Annotated in this window: 18 protein-coding genes; 10 read left to right on the top strand and 8 right to left on the bottom strand. The window is 64.4% G+C overall.

Annotation, left to right across the window (positions count from 1 at the left end; genetic code table 11):
- Positions 1-592: 592 nt before the first annotated feature.
- On the bottom strand, positions 593-1894 hold the full coding sequence (locus AC1ZV1_RS09910) for a dicarboxylate/amino acid:cation symporter (protein WP_138526068.1): 1302 nt from the start codon (positions 1892-1894) through the stop codon (positions 593-595).
- Between the two features lie 361 nt (positions 1895-2255).
- On the opposite strand from AC1ZV1_RS09910, the gene AC1ZV1_RS09905 reads away from it, so the two are divergent.
- Positions 2256-3257, top strand: coding sequence for an AraC family transcriptional regulator (locus tag AC1ZV1_RS09905; RefSeq protein WP_484296556.1), 1002 nt, complete (start codon positions 2256-2258; stop codon positions 3255-3257).
- Between the two features lie 189 nt (positions 3258-3446).
- Here AC1ZV1_RS09905 and AC1ZV1_RS09900 read toward each other — a convergent pair whose 3' ends face one another.
- Genes AC1ZV1_RS09900 through AC1ZV1_RS09890 form a run of 3 tightly spaced genes read right to left on the bottom strand, consistent with a single transcriptional unit; the run spans position 3447 to position 6131 of the window.
- Positions 3447-4790 (bottom strand): ATP-binding protein, encoded by a 1344-nt coding sequence (locus AC1ZV1_RS09900; protein ID WP_484296555.1) that lies wholly within the window; start codon positions 4788-4790, stop codon positions 3447-3449.
- Positions 4787-5464: a response regulator gene (locus tag AC1ZV1_RS09895; RefSeq protein WP_484296554.1), complete on the bottom strand. Its 678-nt coding sequence runs from the start codon at positions 5462-5464 to the stop codon at positions 4787-4789. The genes AC1ZV1_RS09900 and AC1ZV1_RS09895 overlap by 4 nt, the downstream gene beginning before the upstream one ends.
- A gap of 55 nt (positions 5465-5519) precedes the next feature.
- On the bottom strand, positions 5520-6131 hold the full coding sequence (locus tag AC1ZV1_RS09890; protein WP_484296553.1) for a hypothetical protein: 612 nt from the start codon (positions 6129-6131) through the stop codon (positions 5520-5522).
- A 201-nt stretch (positions 6132-6332) separates the two neighbouring features.
- Between AC1ZV1_RS09890 and napE the strand changes: the two genes are divergently transcribed.
- The 6 genes from napE to AC1ZV1_RS09860 are packed head-to-tail and all read left to right on the top strand — an operon-like array spanning position 6333 to position 10942.
- Entirely contained in the window at positions 6333-6500 is a 168-nt protein-coding gene (gene napE, locus AC1ZV1_RS09885) for a periplasmic nitrate reductase, NapE protein (RefSeq protein ID WP_484296552.1), read from the top strand.
- Positions 6501-6510: 10 nt separating this feature from the next.
- Entirely contained in the window at positions 6511-6993 is a 483-nt protein-coding gene (gene napF / locus AC1ZV1_RS09880; protein WP_484296551.1) for a ferredoxin-type protein NapF, read from the top strand.
- Positions 6994-7000: 7 nt separating this feature from the next.
- The gene (locus AC1ZV1_RS09875) at positions 7001-7303 is read left to right on the top strand and encodes a chaperone NapD (protein WP_484297536.1); all 303 of its coding nucleotides are present in this window, start codon (positions 7001-7003) and stop codon (positions 7301-7303) included.
- Positions 7300-9804, top strand: a complete 2505-nt coding sequence (gene napA / locus AC1ZV1_RS09870; RefSeq protein WP_484296550.1) for a nitrate reductase catalytic subunit NapA — start codon at positions 7300-7302, stop codon at positions 9802-9804. The genes AC1ZV1_RS09875 and napA overlap by 4 nt, the downstream gene beginning before the upstream one ends.
- A 10-nt stretch (positions 9805-9814) precedes the next feature.
- The gene (locus AC1ZV1_RS09865; RefSeq protein ID WP_484296549.1) at positions 9815-10333 is read left to right on the top strand and encodes a nitrate reductase cytochrome c-type subunit; all 519 of its coding nucleotides are present in this window, start codon (positions 9815-9817) and stop codon (positions 10331-10333) included.
- Between the two features lie 9 nt (positions 10334-10342).
- Complete coding sequence (locus AC1ZV1_RS09860; protein WP_484296548.1) at positions 10343-10942, top strand: cytochrome c3 family protein; 600 nt, start codon at positions 10343-10345, stop codon at positions 10940-10942.
- 105 nt (positions 10943-11047) lie between these two features.
- On the opposite strand, the gene AC1ZV1_RS09855 is transcribed toward AC1ZV1_RS09860, so the two are convergent.
- Both AC1ZV1_RS09855 and AC1ZV1_RS09850 read right to left on the bottom strand, forming a co-directional pair.
- Positions 11048-12250 carry a lytic murein transglycosylase gene (locus tag AC1ZV1_RS09855; RefSeq protein WP_484296547.1) on the bottom strand — a complete coding sequence of 401 codons (1203 nt, stop codon included), beginning with the start codon at positions 12248-12250 and terminating at the stop codon, positions 11048-11050.
- Positions 12247-12918: a polysaccharide lyase family 7 protein gene (locus tag AC1ZV1_RS09850; protein WP_484296546.1), complete on the bottom strand. Its 672-nt coding sequence runs from the start codon at positions 12916-12918 to the stop codon at positions 12247-12249. The genes AC1ZV1_RS09855 and AC1ZV1_RS09850 overlap by 4 nt, the downstream gene beginning before the upstream one ends.
- 205 nt (positions 12919-13123) lie before the next feature.
- Here AC1ZV1_RS09850 and AC1ZV1_RS09845 point away from each other — a divergent pair, with 205 nt between their 5' ends.
- From AC1ZV1_RS09845 to AC1ZV1_RS09835, 3 genes are all read left to right on the top strand, one after another.
- Positions 13124-13915 carry a dienelactone hydrolase family protein gene (locus tag AC1ZV1_RS09845; protein WP_484296545.1) on the top strand — a complete coding sequence of 264 codons (792 nt, stop codon included), beginning with the start codon at positions 13124-13126 and terminating at the stop codon, positions 13913-13915.
- A gap of 242 nt (positions 13916-14157) precedes the next feature.
- Complete coding sequence (locus AC1ZV1_RS09840) at positions 14158-14880, top strand: 4'-phosphopantetheinyl transferase family protein (protein ID WP_484296544.1); 723 nt, start codon at positions 14158-14160, stop codon at positions 14878-14880.
- A 218-nt stretch (positions 14881-15098) separates the two neighbouring features.
- Entirely contained in the window at positions 15099-16472 is a 1374-nt protein-coding gene (locus AC1ZV1_RS09835) for an OprD family porin (protein ID WP_484296543.1), read from the top strand.
- 99 nt (positions 16473-16571) lie between these two features.
- On the opposite strand, the gene modC is transcribed toward AC1ZV1_RS09835, so the two are convergent.
- Together modC and modB are read right to left on the bottom strand one after the other, a co-directional pair.
- On the bottom strand, positions 16572-17675 hold the full coding sequence (gene modC / locus AC1ZV1_RS09830) for a molybdenum ABC transporter ATP-binding protein (protein ID WP_484296542.1): 1104 nt from the start codon (positions 17673-17675) through the stop codon (positions 16572-16574).
- Positions 17676-17682: 7 nt separating this feature from the next.
- A complete protein-coding gene (gene modB, locus AC1ZV1_RS09825) occupies positions 17683-18369 on the bottom strand; it encodes a molybdate ABC transporter permease subunit (protein ID WP_484297535.1) in 687 nt (228 codons plus the stop codon).
- Positions 18370-18380 lie beyond the last annotated feature (11 nt).

Genomic DNA, 18380 nt, shown 5'->3' with positions numbered 1-18380 from the left:
CGCCCACCCGATCACGGACGGAGTCCGCTCCTACGCACGCCGGGGATTCCGGCGACGCTCACGCCTGGCCCCGCTGGCGTAGGAGCAACTGTCTTTCTCTGAAAGTTCGTGCCTGGGATTTCCCCTCTCCCTAACCCTCTCCCTGAAGGGAGAGGGGACTGGTTGGGTGCCGGCTGAAACCACAGTGTCAGCCGGCTCAGATAGCTCCCTCTCCCTTCGGAGCGGGGCGCGCAGCCAGGGCGGGGGGAGAGGGCGTGCCTCGGCACGGTGTTTCAGGTAGGAGCGGACCTTGTCCGCGAAATCCATCGCGACGTAACCCGCTCTCACCGTTGAGCACAGAGGCGTAACGCCCATTGCCGGCGCCTGCCCGCGAGCCGTCGCCTAGCGACGGGGCCCTGCCCCACCTTGTAGGAGCGAGCTTGCTCGCGAACCCGCCCAACTCCGCAACTGCCGCGAGATCCGTTCGCGCGCAAGCTCGCACCTACGAAAAGCCGCTTTACTCCCACCCATAAAAAAGCCCGCTCAATCGAGCGGGCTGGAAAGGCTCCGGCGCTTCACGTTCACCGGGCCGAATTGCTCGTTGGGAACGCCGTCAGGAGGGCTGAAGCTCTGCGGAGTTGCCCGGGCCGGCGGCCAGCTCGGCGGACAGGGTCTTCTCGTCCAACTGCTTGCACCACTTGGCGACCACGATGGTGGCCACGCCGTTGCCGACCAGGTTGGTCAGCGCGCGGGCTTCGGACATGAAGCGGTCGATACCCAGGATCAGCGCCAGGCCAGCAACCGGCAGGTGGCCGACGGCGGACAGGGTGGCGGCCAACACGATGAAGCCCGAACCGGTGACACCGGCGGCGCCCTTGGAGGCGATCAGCAGCACGACCAGCAGGGTCAGTTGGTGGGTGATGTCCATCGGGGTGTCGGTGGCCTGGGCGATGAACACGGCGGCCATGGTCAGGTAGATCGAGGTGCCGTCCAGGTTGAACGAGTAGCCGGTCGGAATCACCAGGCCGACGACACTCTTGTCGGCGCCCAGTTTCTCCATCTTGGCGATCATGCGCGGCAGTGCCGATTCGGAGGACGAGGTGCCCAGCACGATCAGCAGTTCTTCGCGGATGTAGGAAATGAAGCGCAGGATGCTGAAACCGTGGGCGCGGGCGATGCCGCCCAGCACGATCAGCACGAACAGCAGGCAGGTGATGTAGAAGCACAGCATCAGCTGACCCAGCTGCACCAGCGAGCCGAGGCCGTAGGCACCGATGGTGAAGGCCATGGCACCGAAGGCACCGATGGGCGCGACCTTCATGATCACGTTGATGATGTTGAACATCACGTGGGTGATGCGATCGATGAACTCGAACACCGGCTTGCCGTAGTCGCCCAGGCGGTGCAGCGCGTAGCCGAACAGCACGGAGAAGAACAGCACCTGCAGGATGTCACCGTTGGCGAAGGCGCCGACCACGGTACTCGGGATGACATTCATGAAGAAGTCGATGGTGCTCTGCTTCTCGCCCGACGCAATGAAGCCGGTGAGTGCCGCGTTCTTGTTCATTTCCGCAGTCAGCGTGGCGACGTCGGCGTGCATACCGGCGCCCGGCTGGACGACGTTGACCACGACCAGACCGATGATCAGCGCGACGGTGGAAACGATTTCGAAATACAGCAGTGCCATGCCGCCCGTCTTGCCCACGGCCTTCATGCTCTGCATGCCGGCGATACCGGTGACCACGGTACAGAAGATGATCGGCGCGATGGCCATCTTGATCAGTTTGACGAAGCCATCGCCCAGCGGCTTCATCAGTTTGGCGGTGTCGGGGTAGAAGTGGCCGAGCGCGATACCGATGGCGATGGCGATCAGTACCTGCACATACAGGCTTTTGTAGAAGGGTTGCTTGGTCATGGCAGCTCTGTCCTCTGGGCCTGCGTTCCAGGGGAGACGCAAGACCGAACGCGTTATCTCCCTGCAATGGGAGAATTTGTTTTCAGGGCATGCCCGAAGGCAGGCCTTGATCGCATATGGCAAGTGCTGTGCCAGACCTTTAAAAAATATGAAATCCCTTTAAATTCAACGCCTTCCGTATAAAGTCGAGGCACGGAAAGCCCCAAAAATGGCGGAAACCCGCCTTCTGACTGGCGGGTTTCCCGCCCTCTGGCGGGTATCCGCCATGGCCTTCGTACCGTAGATTGTAGAACCCTGATCAGGTTCGATCGGGTTTACCGTGCGGCTCCAGGACGTACGGCCATAACAACAAGGACCGCTCATGCGAGAACGCACCATTGCCAGCCATTTCGTCCGCGCCGCCGTCCATGGCGCACAGCGCAAGGGGATGAACGTCCAGATGCTGCTGCGCGACGCCGGCATCGCCCCGGCGATTCTCGACGAGCCTCGTGCACGAATCGACCCATCGCAGTTCACCTGCCTGATGCAGCGCCTGTGGGAAGCCCTCGACGACGAGTACATGGGCTTCGGCGCCATGCCCAGCAAGCGCGGCACCTTCGCCATGATGTGCAACGCGATCATCCACTGCCGAACGCTGGAAAAGGCACTGGGGCGCGGCGCGCTGTTCTACGGCCTGTTCCCGGAAGCCCCGCGTATCGAGCTGGTACGCGAAGGTGAATGGGCGCGGCTGACACTGGACGAAACCCATCTGCGCGATCCGGACCACTTCCTCGCCGAGAGCCTGCTGCTGATCTGGCACCGGCTGGCCAGTTGGCTGATCGGCCAGCGCATTCGCCTGGAAGAAGCCACCTTCAGCTACCCGACGCCCGAGCACCAGGCCGAGTACGACCTGCTGTTCCCCTGCCCCCGACGCTTTTCTGCCGATCGCACCAGCCTGCTGCTGCAGGCGCGCTACCTGGACATGCCGCTGCTGCAGGACGAACGCACGCTGAAGCACTTCCTCAAGGACTCGCCGGCCGACCTGCTCGCCCGCCCCGACGGCGGCCACAGCCTGACCAGCCAGATCCGGCGTCTACTCGGCCGCGACTGCCGCAGTTGGCCGGACCTGGAGCAGGTTGCCGCGCAGCTGCACATGAGCCCGCAGACACTGCGCCGGCACCTGCGCGAGGAAGGGCCGAACTTCCAGGAATTGAAGGATCAACTGCGCCGCGACCTGGCGATCTACTACCTGGGCCGCGCTGACCTCTCGATCCAGGACATCGCCGACCAGCTCGGCTTCTCCGAGCCCTCCGCCTTCCACCGCGCGTTCAAGAAATGGACGGGGCTGACACCGGGAGCGTATCGGGCCCAGCAGGGGGAATGACTGGTTTCAACCTGTAGGAGCGCGCCATGCTCGCGATCGCGCGCATGGCGCGCTCCTACAATGGGGTTTCGGCGTACCGCCCAGTCGTAGGGTGGGTGGAGCTTGCGATACCCGTGCTGCCCTGGACATCTCACGAATGATGGGTATCGCTTCGCTCCACACCATCCTACGGGCGCGAAAGAGCAGCCCTCACCCCGGCAGGCGAATGCGGAAGCATGCCCCGCCCAGTTCTGAGTCCTCCAGCGCCAGCTCGCCGTCGTAGCTGTCGATGATGTCTTTCACCACCGCCGTGCCGATACCCTGGCCAGGGTGCTGGGTGTCCAGGCGTTCGCCGCGCTTGAGGATGCGCTCGCGCTGGCTGGCCGGCACGCCGGGGCCGTCGTCTTCGATGATCAGCTCGAACATCCGGCCATTCTTCCGTGCGCTGACCTTCACCGTGGTCAGGCACAGGCGGTAGGCGTTCTCCAGCAGGTTGCCGAGCATCTCCAGCAGAGCGCCCTTCTCCAGCGGCAGGGAGAAGCCCGTCGGAATATCCCGCGCCAACTTCACGCGCTTGTCGTGATAGACCTTGTCCAACGCGCCGGCGATGGTGTCCAGCAGCGGGTCGAGCGCCGCGCGGTGGCGAATCAGGCCGCTCTTGCGCATCGTCGCGCGCTGCAGTTGATAGCCGATCTGCTGGCTCATGCGCTCGATCTGGGTCTGCAGCACCTGTACCTGCTCGCGATTCTTCGGCTCGCTGGCCAGGGTTTCGCTGACACCCTGCAACACCGCCAGCGGCGTCTTCAAGCTGTGGGCAAGATCGCCCAGGGAGTTGCGGTAGCGCTCGCGCTGGGCGCGTTCGCTGTCCAGCAGGCGGTTCACCGAGTCGGTCAGTCGCAGCATCTCGGCGGGGTGCTCATCGCTCAGGCGTTCACGGTCGCCGGTCTCGATCTGGTCCAGTTCGAAGCGCAACCCGCGCATGGAGCGGAAGCCCCAGCCGAGGCCGAGCCACAGGAGTCCCAGCAGCAACAGGAGTGCGCCGCCCAGCCAGAGATAGAGCTGGTCGCGAAAGCCACTGACCAGTTCACGGAACTCACTTTCCGGTTGCATGGTGACGATGCTGTAGGCCGCGCGCTTGCCACCGAGCAGGTCGATCTCCACGTCGTAGACGAAGAACTCCTGGCCTGTGCGATCACGGATGCGGGTGAACTCGTCGATCATGCCGTCGTACTTGGGCGAGTAATCAACGCTTTCGTCCTGGGCCGAGGTGGAACGCCACACCAGTTGGCCGGACTGGTCGTAGATGAAGCCCAGCAGCTTGGATTCGGGGAGGTTGAAGTCCTCTACCGGCAGGTGCTCGGGCATGCTCAGGACATTGCCCTCGATACGTGCCGAAGACACCAGGGTCGCCACGTCAGCCGCCAGGCGCTGCTGGATGGCGTTCTCCAGGGCAATGCTGAACGCTCGCTGGAGAGCCGGCAGCAGCGCGGCCATGAACAGCACGGCAAGAATCGCCGCCCCGATCATCAGCCGCAGCCGCAGCGAGCGGATCATTTACACAGCTCGTTGAAGATGTAGCCCTGGCCGCGCACGGTATCGATCGGCTTGAATCCCGCGGCGTTCTCCAGCTTTCGGCGCAGGCGGCCGACCAGCACCTCGATGACGTTCGGATCGCGCTCGTCGTCGTCCGGGTAGAGTTGCTCGATCAGACGCTCCTTGGCCACCACCTGCTGGTGGTGCCGCATGAGGTACTCGAGGATGCGGTACTCGAAGGCGGTCAGCTGCAGCGACTCGCCGTTGACCAGCGCCTGCTTGCGATTGGTGTCCAGCACCAGCGGGCCGGCCTCGATGCTCGATTGCGCGAAGCCGCTGGAGCGGCGCAGCAGCGCGTTCAGGCGTGCCTCCAGCTCTTCGAACTGGAAGGGCTTGACCACGTAGTCGTCGGCGCCGGCGGCCAGGCCTTCGACCTTGTCCTGCCAGTTGCCACGAGCGGTGAGGATCAGGATCGGGAAGGTCTTGCCCTGGCTGCGGAATTCGCGGATCAGGTCCAGACCACTCATGCCCGGTAATCCGAGGTCGATCATCGCCAGGTCGTGATGGTATTCGCTGGCGCGGTACAGCGCCTCTTCGGCATTGGCAACGGCGTCAACCACATGGCCTTGCTCGCCGAGCCGGGTATACAGGTGATGGCGCAACAGCGCCTCGTCTTCCACCACCAGCAGTTTCATGCGCGTACTCCCTGAGTCAGGCAACCGGGCCGCGCGGGCCCGGTTGCGTTACCGGTCAGAACTTGTAGTTGGCGCCCAGGTAGAACTGGGAGCTGCTGTGCAGGTCAAGGGATCCCACCTTGCTGCCACCGTGCGGGCTCATCTCGGTACTCGCGTTGGTACGCAGGTAACGGTAGCCGCCTTCCACGGAAGCGTTCTTGCCGAGTTCCTGAAGGATACCGGCTTGGGCGCCGATGGCGTAACCCACATCGCTGTCCCGGCTGACCCCCTTGGAGTCCTGTTCCAGCTTGACCAGGCCGGCGGTGCCGCCGCCGAACAGCTTGGTGCCCTGGTCGCCCAGCGGCAGGAAGGCGTCGTAGCTGCCGAGCAGGTTCTGCTGGCGCAGCTTCAGGCCGCGTTCGGTATCGGAGACGTTTTCATAGGTCACGTAGTAGCGGCCCTGCTCCATCTGCTGGCCGGCGCGGACACCCCAGGTGCCGCTGTTGTTGATCACGCTGTCGAGCTTCGGGTTGTTCAGGTTGCGATTCAGCGCGTCGGACTTCTGGATGTTGTTACTGGTTTCGCCCCAGGTCATTCCGACGAAGGTGTCGGCGGCGCTGGCTGCGGTGGCGGCCAGGCTGACACCGAGGATGGCGGTGGCGAGGGCGATTTTCTTCATGGCTTTCATGGGGGGTTCTCCCGTCAAGGATGTCTGTAATGTGTTGACGGGGAGAAGGTTACGAGGAGCGCTCTGAACGAAACCTGTCAGGGCGCTGAACCGATGCTGAATGAAAGCGCTGTATGAAAAAAGAATAACGTATGTAGGCTTTTGCCCACACACAAAGCAGGGACTAGGCTCATCCCCAGTCGTTGGCGGGAGGCTGACCAAATGACTGAAGAGACCGGACCTGGTGTGGAGAAAGGCAAGGAAACCCGGCTGTTCCTGTTCCTCGTGATCTGTCTGTTCCCCCTTTTGTCCGTGGCCATTGTCGGTGGCTACGGCTTCATCGTGTGGATGGTCCAACTGGTGGCAGGGCCTCCTGGCCCGCCGTCGTAGGGCTGCCGCCATGCTCGCCCGTCGCGCCCTGCTGCGGCGTCTGGGCGGTGCGCCTGAAGTACGTCGCCCGCCATGGACCGCCACCACCAGCGCTTTCCTCGAAGGCTGTACGCGTTGCAATGCCTGCATCGACGCTTGCCCCGAGCACGTGTTGCTCATCGGCGATGGCGGCTATCCGCAGCTGGATTTCAGTGACCGCGGCTGCAGCCTGTGCGGCGACTGTACGCGTGCGTGCGAGGCGGAGGTGTTCGACCTGAGCCGCGAGGCGTTTCCCTGGCGCGCGCAGATCAATGACCACTGCCTGGCCCGCGCCGGCATCCACTGCCGCAGCTGCGACGACGCCTGCGAGTCGCGGGCCATCCGCTTCCGCCCGCAACTGGGCGGTCCCTCATTGCCAACCCTCGACCCGACCCTGTGCACCGGCTGCGGCGCCTGCATTTCGCCCTGCCCCGGCAGCGCCATCCACCTGAACCGTGAGGCCAACCATGCCTGAGCCACAGATGCCAGAGAGCATCCAGATCGCCAGTCTGATCGTGCACACGCGCCCCGAACTGCTCGACGCGGTGAAGGCCAACCTGATGCGCCTGCCAAACCTGGAAGTCCACCAGCAGAGTGCCCAGGGCAAGCTGGTAGTGGTGCTCGAAGCCGAACACGAGGCGAGCATTCTCGACAACCTCAATGCCATCCAGAACCTGCCCGGGGTGCTCAACGCGGTGCTCATCTATCACGAAATCGTCGAGTCGCCGGAACACCCGCAGATCGATCCCGAACCCGCCCTCAGCCAGGCCGGAGGTGCCCGATGAACCTGACCCGCCGCCAGTTCGCCAAGGCCAACGCGGCCGCCATCGCCGCGGCCGCGGCCGGACTGCCCATCCTGAGTGCCGCCAGCAATCTGGTTACCGAGGCAGACATGACCCGCCTGGACTGGAACAAGGCACCCTGCCGATTCTGCGGCACCGGCTGCAGCGTGATGGTTGCCACCCGGGACAACAAGGTGGTCGCCACCCACGGCGACATCAAGGCCGAGGTCAACCGCGGGATCAACTGCGTGAAGGGCTACTTCCTGTCCAAGATCATGTACGGCAGCGACCGCCTGACCCGTCCGCTGCTGCGCATGAAGGACGGCAAGTTCGACAAGCAGGGCGAATTCCAGCCGATCAGCTGGGACGCCGCCTTCGACATCATGGCCGAGAAGTTCAAGGCCGCGCTCAAGGCCAAGGGGCCGACCTCGGTGGGCATGTTCGGTTCCGGGCAATGGACAGTCTGGGAAGGCTACGCCGCCAACAAGCTGTTCAAGGCCGGCCTGCGCAGCAACAACATCGACCCCAACGCCCGGCACTGCATGGCCTCGGCTGTGATGGGCTTCATGCGCAGCTTCGGCATGGACGAACCCATGGGCTGCTATGACGACATCGAAGCCACCGATACCTTCGTCCTCTGGGGCTCGAACATGGCGGAGATGCACCCGGTGCTCTGGTCGCGGGTTACCGACCGGCGCCTGAGCGCGGGCCAGGTGAAAGTCGCCGTGCTGTCCACCTTCGAGCACCGCAGCTTCGATCTGGCCGACATCCCCATGGTGTTCAAACCGCAGACCGACCTGTACATCCTCAACTACATCGCCAACCACATCATCGAAAGCGTCGCGGTAAACCGCGACTTCGTCGACAAGCACACCCGCTTCGCCCAGGGCGCCGAAGACATCGGCTACGGCCTGAGACCGGACAACGCGCTGGAGAAGCAGGCGAAGAACGCCGACAAGGCCAATACCTGGACTGATATCGGCTTCGACGAATTCGCCGCTTTCGTCAAACCCTACACCCTGGAGCGCACCGCCCAGGAAAGCGGCGTGCCTGCCGAACGCCTCAAGGCCCTGGCCGAGCTTTACGCCGACCCGAAACGCAAGGTGGTGTCGTTCTGGACCATGGGCTTCAACCAGCACACCCGCGGTGTCTGGGCGAACAACCTGATCTACAACATCCACCTGCTCACGGGAAAGATCAGCGAACCGGGCAACAGCCCCTTCTCGCTGACCGGCCAGCCGTCGGCGTGCGGCACCGCGCGCGAGGTCGGCACCTTCTCCCACCGATTGCCGGCAGACCTGGTGGTGACCAATCCCAAACATCGGGAAACCGCCGAGAAGATCTGGAAAGTGCCGGCCGGCACCATCCAGGAAAAAATCGGCTTCCACGCGGTGCAGCAGAGCCGAATGCTCAAGGACGGCGTGCTCAACGTCTACTGGACGCAGGTCTGCAACAACATGCACGCGGGGCCGAACGTCATGCAGGAGGTGTTGCCGGGCTGGCGCAACCCGGAAAACTTCGTGATCGTCTCCGACGTCTATCCCACCGTCTCGGCACAGGCCGCGGACCTCATCCTGCCCAGCGCCATGTGGGTGGAAAAGGAAGGCGCCTTCGGCAACGCCGAGCGCAGGACGCAGTTCTGGCACCAACTGGTGAAAGCCCCGGGCGAGGCGAAATCCGACCTCTGGCAGTTGGTGGAATTCTCCAAGCGCTTCACCACCGACGAGGTCTGGCCCGCCGAACTGCTGGCCAAGGCGCCGCCACTCAAGGGCAAGACGCTCTATGAGGTGCTCTTCAAGAACGGACAGGTCGACGCGTACGAGAACGACGAGATCGCCAAGGGCTTCGAGAACGACGAGGCCAAGGCCTTCGGCTTCTACATCCAGAAGGGGCTGTTCGAGGAATACGCCAGCTTCGGCCGTGGCCACGGCCACGATCTTGCGCCCTTCGATGCCTATCACGAGGCGCGTGGGCTGCGCTGGCCGGTGGTGAACGGCAAGGAGACCCGCTGGCGCTACCGCGAGGGCCACGACCCCTATGTCACCGCCGGCAGCGGTGTGCAGTTCTACGGTTACCCGGACAAGAAGGCGATCATCTTCGCCCTCCCCTACGAACCGCCGGCCGAGTCGCCGGACAAGGAATATCCCTTCTGGCTTTCCACCGGCCGCGTGCTCGAGCACTGGCACACCGGCTCCATGACCCAGCGTGTGCCGGAACTCTACAAAGCCGTGCCGGACGCCGTGGTGTATATGCACCCGGACGATGCGCGCGACCTGAAGATGCGCCGCGGCAGCGAGGTGAAGGTCATCAGCCGGCGCGGCGAGATTCGCGCACGCATCGAGACACGCGGACGCAACAAGCCGCCGCAGGGCCTGGTGTTCGTGCCCTTCTTCGATGCCAACAAGCTGATCAACAAGGTCACCCTGGACGCCACCGACCCGATATCCAAGCAGACCGACTACAAGAAATGCGCGGTGCGCATCGAACTGGTCAGCCTGGCCTGAGGAACGCGCGATGAGACCGATACTGCCCGCCTTGCTCCTGCTGCTGATCGGCTTGCCTGCACTGGCCGCCGAGCTCAATTACCCACTGGACGCGCCCGCGCCGGACGGCCGCCGCCCCGGCGGCACCATCACCCAGGACCGTCCTGCGCCGCCCCTGGCCAACGACGAGAACAAGGACATACGCCGCGAACGCGCCTACCCCGAGCAGCCGCCGACCATCCCGCACACCATCGCTGGCTACCGCATCGACACCAACAGCAACAAGTGCCTGTCCTGCCACAGCCGCGCCAACAGCGCGCGCGTGCAGGCGCCGATGATCAGCATCACCCACTACATGGACCGTGACGGCCAGGTACTGGCCGCCGTGGCACCGCGCCGATACTTCTGCGTGCAATGCCACGTGCCGCAGAAGGATGTGAAACCCCTGGTGGACAACACCTTCCAGGACATCGACACCATCCTCCAGCACGACGCGGCTGCCGAGAAAACCAATGGCAAGGCCACCGGCACGTCAACCGGCAACCCCTGAGGAGGCGCCATGAAAGCACTATTCGCCTGGCTCAAGGGGTACTGGGGCGTTCTGCGCCGGCCGAGCGTGCACTATAGCCTGGGCTTCCTGACGCTGGCCGGGTTCATCGCCGGGATCATCTTCTGGGGTGGTTTCAACACCGCGCTGGAGGCCACCAACAGCGAGCAGTTCTGCACGTCCTGCCACGAGATGCGTGACAACGTCTTCGCCGAGCTCAAGGACACCATCCACTACACCAACCGCTCAGGCGTGCGTGCCACCTGCCCGGACTGCCACGTGCCGCACCAGTGGACCGACAAGATCGCGCGCAAGATGCAGGCATCCAAGGAGGTCTGGGGCAAGATCTTCGGCACCATCAACACCCGCGAGAAATTCCTCGATCACCGCCGCGAACTGGCCGAACACGAATGGGCGCGACTCAAGGCCAACGACTCGCTGGAGTGCCGCAACTGCCACAATTTCCAGTTCATGGACTTTACCCGCCAGAGCCAGCGCGCCCGGCAGATGCACTCCACCGCTTTAGCCTCAGGCGAGGCGACCTGCATCGACTGCCACAAGGGTATCGCCCACCACCTGCCGGACATGACAGGGGTGAAGGGCTGGCAGTGAGACTCACCTGGTGCAGGATCGCGGACAACGCAGAGCTCGCCGGTTCATGACACCAACGAAAAGCCCCGGCCAAGGCCGGGGCTGTGCCGTTTCAGCAAGGCGCCCTCAGCTTCCCTTCAGCGCCTTGAGGATCTTCTGCCCCGCGCGCCCGTCCGCCGGCGTCAGGCCACGCTTGTTCTGCTCCTGCTGGATCGCCCTGCGCGTCACGTCGCCGATCATGCCGTCGGGCTGGCCGATGTCGTAGCCACGCTGGATCAGCAACTCCTGCAGTTCCTTGCGCTGGGCACGGCTCAGGCCCGGGTCATCGGTCGGCCAGGGCGTGCGCAGGCCCGCGTCGCCGCGCAGGCGGTCGGACAACAGGGCAATGGCCAGCGCGTAGCTTTCCGCCGCATTGTAGGAATAGATCGCGTCGTAGTTGCGCAGCACCAGGAAGGCTGGCCCATTGGCGCCTGACGGCAGCAGGATGGCGGCCTTGGAGTCGATGCTGGGAATCGGCTTGCCGTCGATGCGCTTCACGCCACGGCTGATCCAGTCGGACAGCGCGCGGCGCTTGGTGCGCCCGGCCAGCGAGGCATCGAAGCCCGCCGGCAGTTTCACCTCATAGCCCCATGGCTGCCCTTCGCGCCAGCCAGCCTTGCGCAGGTAATTGGCGGTGGACGCCAGGGCATCGGCGGTACTGCCCACCAGGTCGCGGCGGCCGTCGCCGTCGAAATCCTCGGCGATGCGCGCGTAGGTCGAGGGCATGAACTGGGTCTGGCCGAAAGCGCCTGCCCAGGAACCGGTAATGCCGCTGTCGCGGATATCCCCCTGCTGCAGCAGCTTGAGCGTCGCGATGAACTCGCCCTGGAAGAACGGCTGCCGCCGCCCATAGCAGGACAACGTCGACAGCGACACCAGCAGGGGGCGCTTGCCGGTGATACGCCCGTAGTCGCTTTCCACGCCCCACACCGCGACCACCGTGGCCGGGTCGACCTGATAACGCGCGGCAACCTTGCGCAACAGGTCGGCATGTTCGGTCATCCGCGCCTTGCCGTCGGCAACACGCTGGTCGTCCACCAGCCCGGCCAGGTAATCCCAGATCGGCGTGGTGAACTCGGGCTGGGCGTCCAGCAGTGGCAGCACGGTCATGTCCGGCTGCAAACCTTTGGTGAACTGCGCAAAGCTGGCGGCGCTGACGCCCTTGGCCTGGGCAGCGCCCTGCAGGCGGTTCAGGCAGGAGGCGAAATCGTCGCCCGGCGCAGCCTGCGCCAGTGCCGCCGGCAGCAGCAGGGACAGGGCAGCGCGATGCGCGATGGAGGAGGTCTTCATTGGTGTCGAATGCTCAGATCGGTGAAGGTGGCGCGCCCGCCCTCGCTGGCGGGCCCGCGATTGTCCTGCAGGTAGAGACCTGCCTTGAAGTACAGGCCCTGATAGGCCCACCGGGTATCCAACTGCTGGCTGACCTGGCCGTTCTCGACCTGCACGCTCAACACGCCGCTGCTGGACACGCCCAGCCGGTAGGTAAAGATATCGCCCAGCGGAATGCCGTCATAGACGGTATAGGTGCGCGTGGTGATGTCGTCGGGCCGATCACGGACCAGCGCCTGTACTCGCGCCTTGTCCAGACGCTGCTGGTAGACCAGCTTGACCAGCGGCAGGGCTTCGGCGCTGCCGCTGCCGTTGCTGTGGATCTGCCCGATCACCATGCGCCGGCTGGACGGCACGGCCTCCACGCGCAAGGTGGCGACCATCAGGTTCTCCGCCAGCGGGTAGCGCCAGGTCACCAGGCGGCCGTCGGGCTTGGTCTCACGCAGCTCGGTGCGGGGAAACTCACTGCCGCTGGTGTGGGCGCCGTTCACCGGCACCCAGAACTCCACACCATCGACGCTGCGGCGGAAATACGGGCTCTCGTAGTCACGACCCAGTTTCGCCGTGGAAATGGTCGCGGCCGGGCCGCGCTGGGGAACCGTCAGATTCCAGGTGCTCAGGTCCAACATCGGCCTATCGCTTCGCGGGTCAGGACATGGGCGCAAGGTTAGACGAGGCTGTCGGACTTTTCACTCATCCAGCAGCGTTTGGTTCGGCCCGCAAGCGCGCCCTTGAGCGGCCGCATGCATTTTGCACAGGCGTTTTCCCCATCAGCGGCTATCTTCTGTGGTTCCGCCATCGCCATCGCCACGGCCAACGCCACGGAGAGACACCATGCGCCTGCTCACCGCCCTGCTGCTATTCGCCTTCGCGGCCAGCGCCAACGCCGCGATCCAGACTCAGGAAATTCCCTACGAATCCGCTGACGGCACGAAACTGATCGGCTACTTCGCCTACGACGACGCCAAGTCCGGCATCCGCCCCGGCGTGCTGGTGGTCCACGAATGGTGGGGCCTGAACGACTACGCCAAGAGCCGTGCCCGCGAACTCGCCAAGCTGGGCTACAGCGCCCTGGCCATCGACATGTATGGCGAAGGCAGGCACACCGAGCACCCCGACGACGCCAAGGCGTTCATGAGTGAGGCGCTGAAGAATGCCGACGCGGCCAAGGCGCGCTTCCAGGCCGGCCTCGATCTGCTGAAGAAGCAGCCGCAGACCGACCCGAGCAAGATCGCCGCCATCGGTTACTGCTTCGGCGGCAAGGTGGTGCTGGACATGGCCCGCGCCGGCCTGCCGCTGGCCGGCGTGGCCAGCTTCCACGGCGTGCTGGCGACCCAGACACCGGCTCAGCCGGGACAGATCAAGGCGAAGATTCTGGTCGAGCACGGCGCCGCCGACACCCTGGTACCGGCCGAAAGCGTCACGGCCTTCAAGACCGAGATGGACAACGCCAAGGCCGACTACAAACTGGTGATCCAGCCCAACGCCAAGCATGGATTCACCAATCCCGACGCCAACGCCCACAAGGGCCACGGGCTGGATATCGGCTACGACAAGACGGCCGACCAGAAGTCCTGGGCGGACCTGAAAGAGTTCTTCAAGCAGATCTTCGACGAGAAAGCCTGAGATTTTCTTGCGGGCAATAAAAAACGGGAGCCCATTCGGGCTCCCGCACTCAATCAAGTGTAAAGGTCAGAGTCCGCCTTGGCGGCACTCCAACAACAACCTCACCTGCGTCCCCTTGGGAACGCGGCGCGCAGTGTGACAAAGCTTGTCGGACGAATCCGTACGCCTTTGGTGAAGGTTTGCAAACGAATGTAAGCGCCGCGTGACTGGTGAGCCACGTTCTGGCGCGGCAAAATGTTCCCATGACCGCCCTCCCCGACTTCTGCACCCCACTCGACGCCGACTGGCCCTTGCCCACGCCCCTGGCCGGCTGCCAGCTGCGCAGCACCCGTTTCGATCGCCAGCGCCTGCAGGCCGGGGACTTTTCCCTGAGTCGGGTCGAGGCACCCGCCAACATCCAGCGCTCCGTCGCCAAGCGACAGGCCGAATACCTCGCCGGGCGCATCTGCGCCCGCGCCGCCTTGCTGGCGGCAGGCTCGGCAGCCTGGGTGCCGGGCACCGACGACGAGCGCGCGCCGATCTGGCCGGCGGGATTCTGCGGCTCGATCACCCACGGCGATGGCTGGGCGGCAGCCGTCGTCGCGCACAACAGCCACTGGAGTGGCCTCGGCCTGGACGTGGAGAACCGCCTGGAAACAGCGCGAGCGGAGCGACTGGCCGCGGAAATCCTTACGCCGGACGAATTGGCGCGCCTGGACCCACGACAGACCGCGCTGCAGGTCACCCTCACCTTTTCCCTCAAGGAAAGCCTGTTCAAGGCGCTCTTCCCGCTGGTGCGCAAGCGCTTCTACTTCGAGCACGCCGAATTGCTGAGCTGGTCTGCCGGCGGTCATGCCAGGCTCCGCCTGCTCACCGATCTGTCGGCGGAATGGCACCACGGAAAGGAGATCACCGGGCAGTTCAGCCTGTTCGACGACCGTCTGCTGAGCCTGGTGGCCATCCCCGCCATCGAACACCAAGGCTGACAGCCTCATCCGACAGAACCCAACGAAGTCTTGACTTAAAAGTCAGACTTTGGCGTCATGCACGCCACCCAGACGTTCCGTACCTCTTTTGATCCTCAGATCCCGCCTTCAGAGGAATCGTCAGCAGGTCAATCGGCATATAGAATTCTATACAGCCAAACGGCAACGTCTGGTTCTTGGGGTCCCCACAAAAAGAAATGACCATCGGAGCAAACGTAATGACCAGAAATACCCTGGCGCTCGCCATTGCGGCCAGCTCGCTCGGCCTCATCGCGCAATCGGCACACGCCGGCGGCTTTATCGAAGACAGCAAGGCCAGCCTGACCCTGCGCAACTTCTACATCAATACCGATAACCGAAACGGACCCGCGTCCCCGAGCAAGCAGGAAGAATGGGGCCAGGGCTTCATGCTCAACTATGCCTCGGGCTTCACCGAAGGCACCGTGGGCTTCGGCGTCGATGCCCTGGGTCTGCTGGGTGTGCGCCTGGATGGCGGCGGCCGTGCAGGCAAGCCCGGCATCGATCGTCAGCCCGGCACTATCTTCCCGCTGGAGAGCGACGGCAGCGCGGTGGATGAGTTCAGCAGCCTCGGCATGACGGCGAAAGCGAAGATCTCCAAGACCGAATTCCGCTACGGCACCCTGCAGCCCAAGCTGCCGGTGGTGGTCTATAACGACGCCCGCCTGCTGCCGATGACCTACGAGGGTGGCCAGGTCACCTCCACCGACATCGACAACCTGACCCTGACCGGCGGCCAGTTGACCCACACCAAGGGCCGCAACTCCACCGACTGGCGCAGCATGTCCATCGCCGGCGCCAACGGCAGCACTGCCACCTCGCGCGACAGCAACAAGTTCTACTTCGCCGGCGGCGACTACAAGGCCACCAAGAACCTGACCCTGTCGTACTACTACGGCGAGCTGGACAACTTCTACAAGCAGAACTATCTCGGCCTGGTGCACAACTGGGGCATCGGCCCGGGCACTCTGAAGTCCGACATCCGCGTCTTCATCAGTGACTCCGACGGCAAGAACGGCAGCGCCTCCGGCCGCGCCGACGGCTACGTCAGCAGCGGCTACTACGGCGGCAACAGCCTCAAGGGCGAAGTCGACAACAACGTCTACAGCGGCATGTTCACCTATGCCCTGGGCGGTCACAGCATCGGCGCCGGCTACCAGGTGCTGACCGGTGACAGTGACTTCCCCTACCTCAACCGCGGCGATGGCGAAGGCACCAGTACCTACCTGATCTCCGACGCCCAATTGCTGAAGTTCAACCATGCCGGCGAGCGCACCTGGATTGGTCGCTACGCCTACGACTTCGCCGACCTCGGCGTACCGGGCCTGACCTTCAGCGTGCTCTACCTGAACGCCGACAATATCGACACCAAAGAAGGTGACAAGGGTGAGTGGGAGCGCGATATCGCGCTGGGCTACGTCGTCCCGGAAGGCACCTTCAAGGGCCTGGGCCTGGCCTGGAAGAACGCCACCATGCGTACCGGCCTGCCAGCCGCGTCCACCCCGGGCGTGCCCAGCCAACGGGACCAGGACGAAAATCGTCTGATCGTCAGCTACACCATCCCGCTGCTGTAAGGCGTGGAGTGAAATGAAGAAGGGCGGCCACTGGCCGCCCTTTTGCTTTCTGTGAGTCGCATCGCCGCGTCATACGCCCAGTGTTCCTGCAGGAGCCACTCAGGCCAGCAACGCCACCGACTTTATCTGCGCCCACACCGCCTGGCCGGTATGCAGGCCGAGCTGGTCGTGGGAGTAGCGGGTGATCCGGGCCAGCAGCGGCGTGCCGGCCACGTCCAGCTTCACCAACTGGTGTGCCGGGTTGTCTGTCGGCACGATCTCGACGACGGTCGCCGTCAGCACATTGAGGATGCTGCTGTGGGCCGCCGGCTCCAGACTCAGACTGACGTCCCGTGCCTGCACCTTGATGCGCAGCGCCCTGCCCTTGTCCATCGGCGCGTGAGCCAGGCGGATGCGCTGCTCGCAATGCGGCAGCGCCAGGGTCAGCAGGCCATAGTCGGCGTTGTGCCCCAGTACCTGGCCGTCGATCACCACGCCGGCGTCTTCCAGGTGGGAGATCGGCAGGTCGGTGCGCGCCAGGGTTTCCATCACCGGACCGCTGGCAATGGAGCGCCCCTGATCGAGCAGCACCAGGTGATCGGCAAGCCGCGCCACTTCGTCCGGCGAGTGGCTGACGTAGAGAATCGGGATATCCAACTCGTCGTGCAGACGTTCCAGATACGGCAGGATTTCCGCCTTGCGCTTGAGGTCCAGCGCTGCCAGCGGCTCATCCATCAGGAGCAGGCGCGGGCTGGTCAGCAGCGCGCGGGCCATGCCGACACGCTGGCGCTCGCCGCCGGACAGGTGCCCTGGCATGCGTTCGAGCAGATGACCGATGCCCAGCAGTTCGGTGGCTTGTTCCAGTTCCACGCGGTGCTGGTCGCGCGGCACGCGCTTCATGCCATAGGTGAGGTTGCGCTTCACCGACAGATGCTCGAACAGGTTGGCATCCTGGAACACGTAGCCCAGCGGGCGCTGGTGCGGCGGCAGGAACACGCCGCTGTCGCTGTCCTGCCAGACCTCGCCGTTGATCACCAGTCGGCCGAGCGGTGCCCGCTCAAGACCCGCCACGCAACGCAGGCAGGTGGTCTTGCCCGACCCGGAATGGCCGAACAACGCCGTCACGCCCCTGCCCGGCAACTGCAGGTCGACATCCAGGCTGAAGCCCGAATAGGCGATCTGGAAACGGACCGAGATGGCAGGTGCGGAAAGCGCTTGCGACATGCCCACCTCAGGCCCAGGCAGAACGGCTGCGGCGGCTCGCGTAGAGCACCAGCAGGACAAAGAAGGAGAAGATCACCATGCCGCCGGCGAGCCAGTGCGCCTGGGCGTACTCCATGGCCTCGACGTGATCGAAGATCTGTACCGACACCACGCGGGTCTTGCCCGGGATGTTGCCACCGATCATCAGCACCACGCCGAACTCGCCGACGGTGTGGGCGAACCCCAGGATGCTGGCGGTGATGAAGCCCGGCCGCGCCAGCGGCAGGACTACGGAAAAGAAGGTATCCAGGGGGCTCGCGCGCAACGTCGCGGCGGCCTCCAATGGCTTGTTGCCGATCGCCTCGAAGGCGTTCTGCAGCGGCTGCACCACGAAGGGCAGCGAGTAGAACACCGACCCCACGACCAGTCCGGCAAAGGTGAACGGCAAGCGTCCCAGGCCCATGCTCTCGGTTGCCTGGCCGATGAAGCCGTGGGGGCCCATGGTGATCAGCAGATAAAAGCCGATCACCGTGGGCGGCAATACCAGCGGCAGCGCGACGACCGCGCCCAGCGGACCTTTCAGCCAGGAGCGGGTGCGCGACAGCCACCAGGCGATCGGCGTGCCGATCAGCAGGAGGATCAGGGTGCTCAGCGCAGCCAACTCGATGGTGAGCCGGATGGCCAGGAAATCCTCCTGCGTGAGGGGCATCGCTATTCCTTAAAGGC

The sequence above is a fragment of the Pseudomonas sp. BB438 genome, assembly GCF_057180225.1.
Note: the sequence above shows the minus strand (reverse complement) of the source record. Positions and strands in the feature narration are given on the sequence as shown.

Coding starts and splice junctions, on each gene's coding strand:
- AC1ZV1_RS09850 (WP_484296546.1), bottom strand. CDS start 12,918: ATGTTGGACCTGAGCACCTGGAATCTGACGGTTCCCCAGCGCGGCCCG.
- AC1ZV1_RS09890 (WP_484296553.1), bottom strand. CDS start 6,131: ATGAAAGCCATGAAGAAAATCGCCCTCGCCACCGCCATCCTCGGTGTC.
- AC1ZV1_RS09865 (WP_484296549.1), top strand. CDS start 9,815: ATGAGACCGATACTGCCCGCCTTGCTCCTGCTGCTGATCGGCTTGCCT.
- AC1ZV1_RS09835 (WP_484296543.1), top strand. CDS start 15,099: ATGACCAGAAATACCCTGGCGCTCGCCATTGCGGCCAGCTCGCTCGGC.
- AC1ZV1_RS09860 (WP_484296548.1), top strand. CDS start 10,343: ATGAAAGCACTATTCGCCTGGCTCAAGGGGTACTGGGGCGTTCTGCGC.
- napA (WP_484296550.1), top strand. CDS start 7,300: ATGAACCTGACCCGCCGCCAGTTCGCCAAGGCCAACGCGGCCGCCATC.
- AC1ZV1_RS09900 (WP_484296555.1), bottom strand. CDS start 4,790: ATGATCCGCTCGCTGCGGCTGCGGCTGATGATCGGGGCGGCGATTCTT.
- napF (WP_484296551.1), top strand. CDS start 6,511: ATGCTCGCCCGTCGCGCCCTGCTGCGGCGTCTGGGCGGTGCGCCTGAA.
- AC1ZV1_RS09905 (WP_484296556.1), top strand. CDS start 2,256: ATGCGAGAACGCACCATTGCCAGCCATTTCGTCCGCGCCGCCGTCCAT.
- AC1ZV1_RS09910 (WP_138526068.1), bottom strand. CDS start 1,894: ATGACCAAGCAACCCTTCTACAAAAGCCTGTATGTGCAGGTACTGATC.
- AC1ZV1_RS09840 (WP_484296544.1), top strand. CDS start 14,158: ATGACCGCCCTCCCCGACTTCTGCACCCCACTCGACGCCGACTGGCCC.
- AC1ZV1_RS09855 (WP_484296547.1), bottom strand. CDS start 12,250: ATGAAGACCTCCTCCATCGCGCATCGCGCTGCCCTGTCCCTGCTGCTG.
- AC1ZV1_RS09845 (WP_484296545.1), top strand. CDS start 13,124: ATGCGCCTGCTCACCGCCCTGCTGCTATTCGCCTTCGCGGCCAGCGCC.
- modC (WP_484296542.1), bottom strand. CDS start 17,675: ATGTCGCAAGCGCTTTCCGCACCTGCCATCTCGGTCCGTTTCCAGATC.
- AC1ZV1_RS09895 (WP_484296554.1), bottom strand. CDS start 5,464: ATGAAACTGCTGGTGGTGGAAGACGAGGCGCTGTTGCGCCATCACCTG.
- AC1ZV1_RS09875 (WP_484297536.1), top strand. CDS start 7,001: ATGCCAGAGAGCATCCAGATCGCCAGTCTGATCGTGCACACGCGCCCC.
- napE (WP_484296552.1), top strand. CDS start 6,333: ATGACTGAAGAGACCGGACCTGGTGTGGAGAAAGGCAAGGAAACCCGG.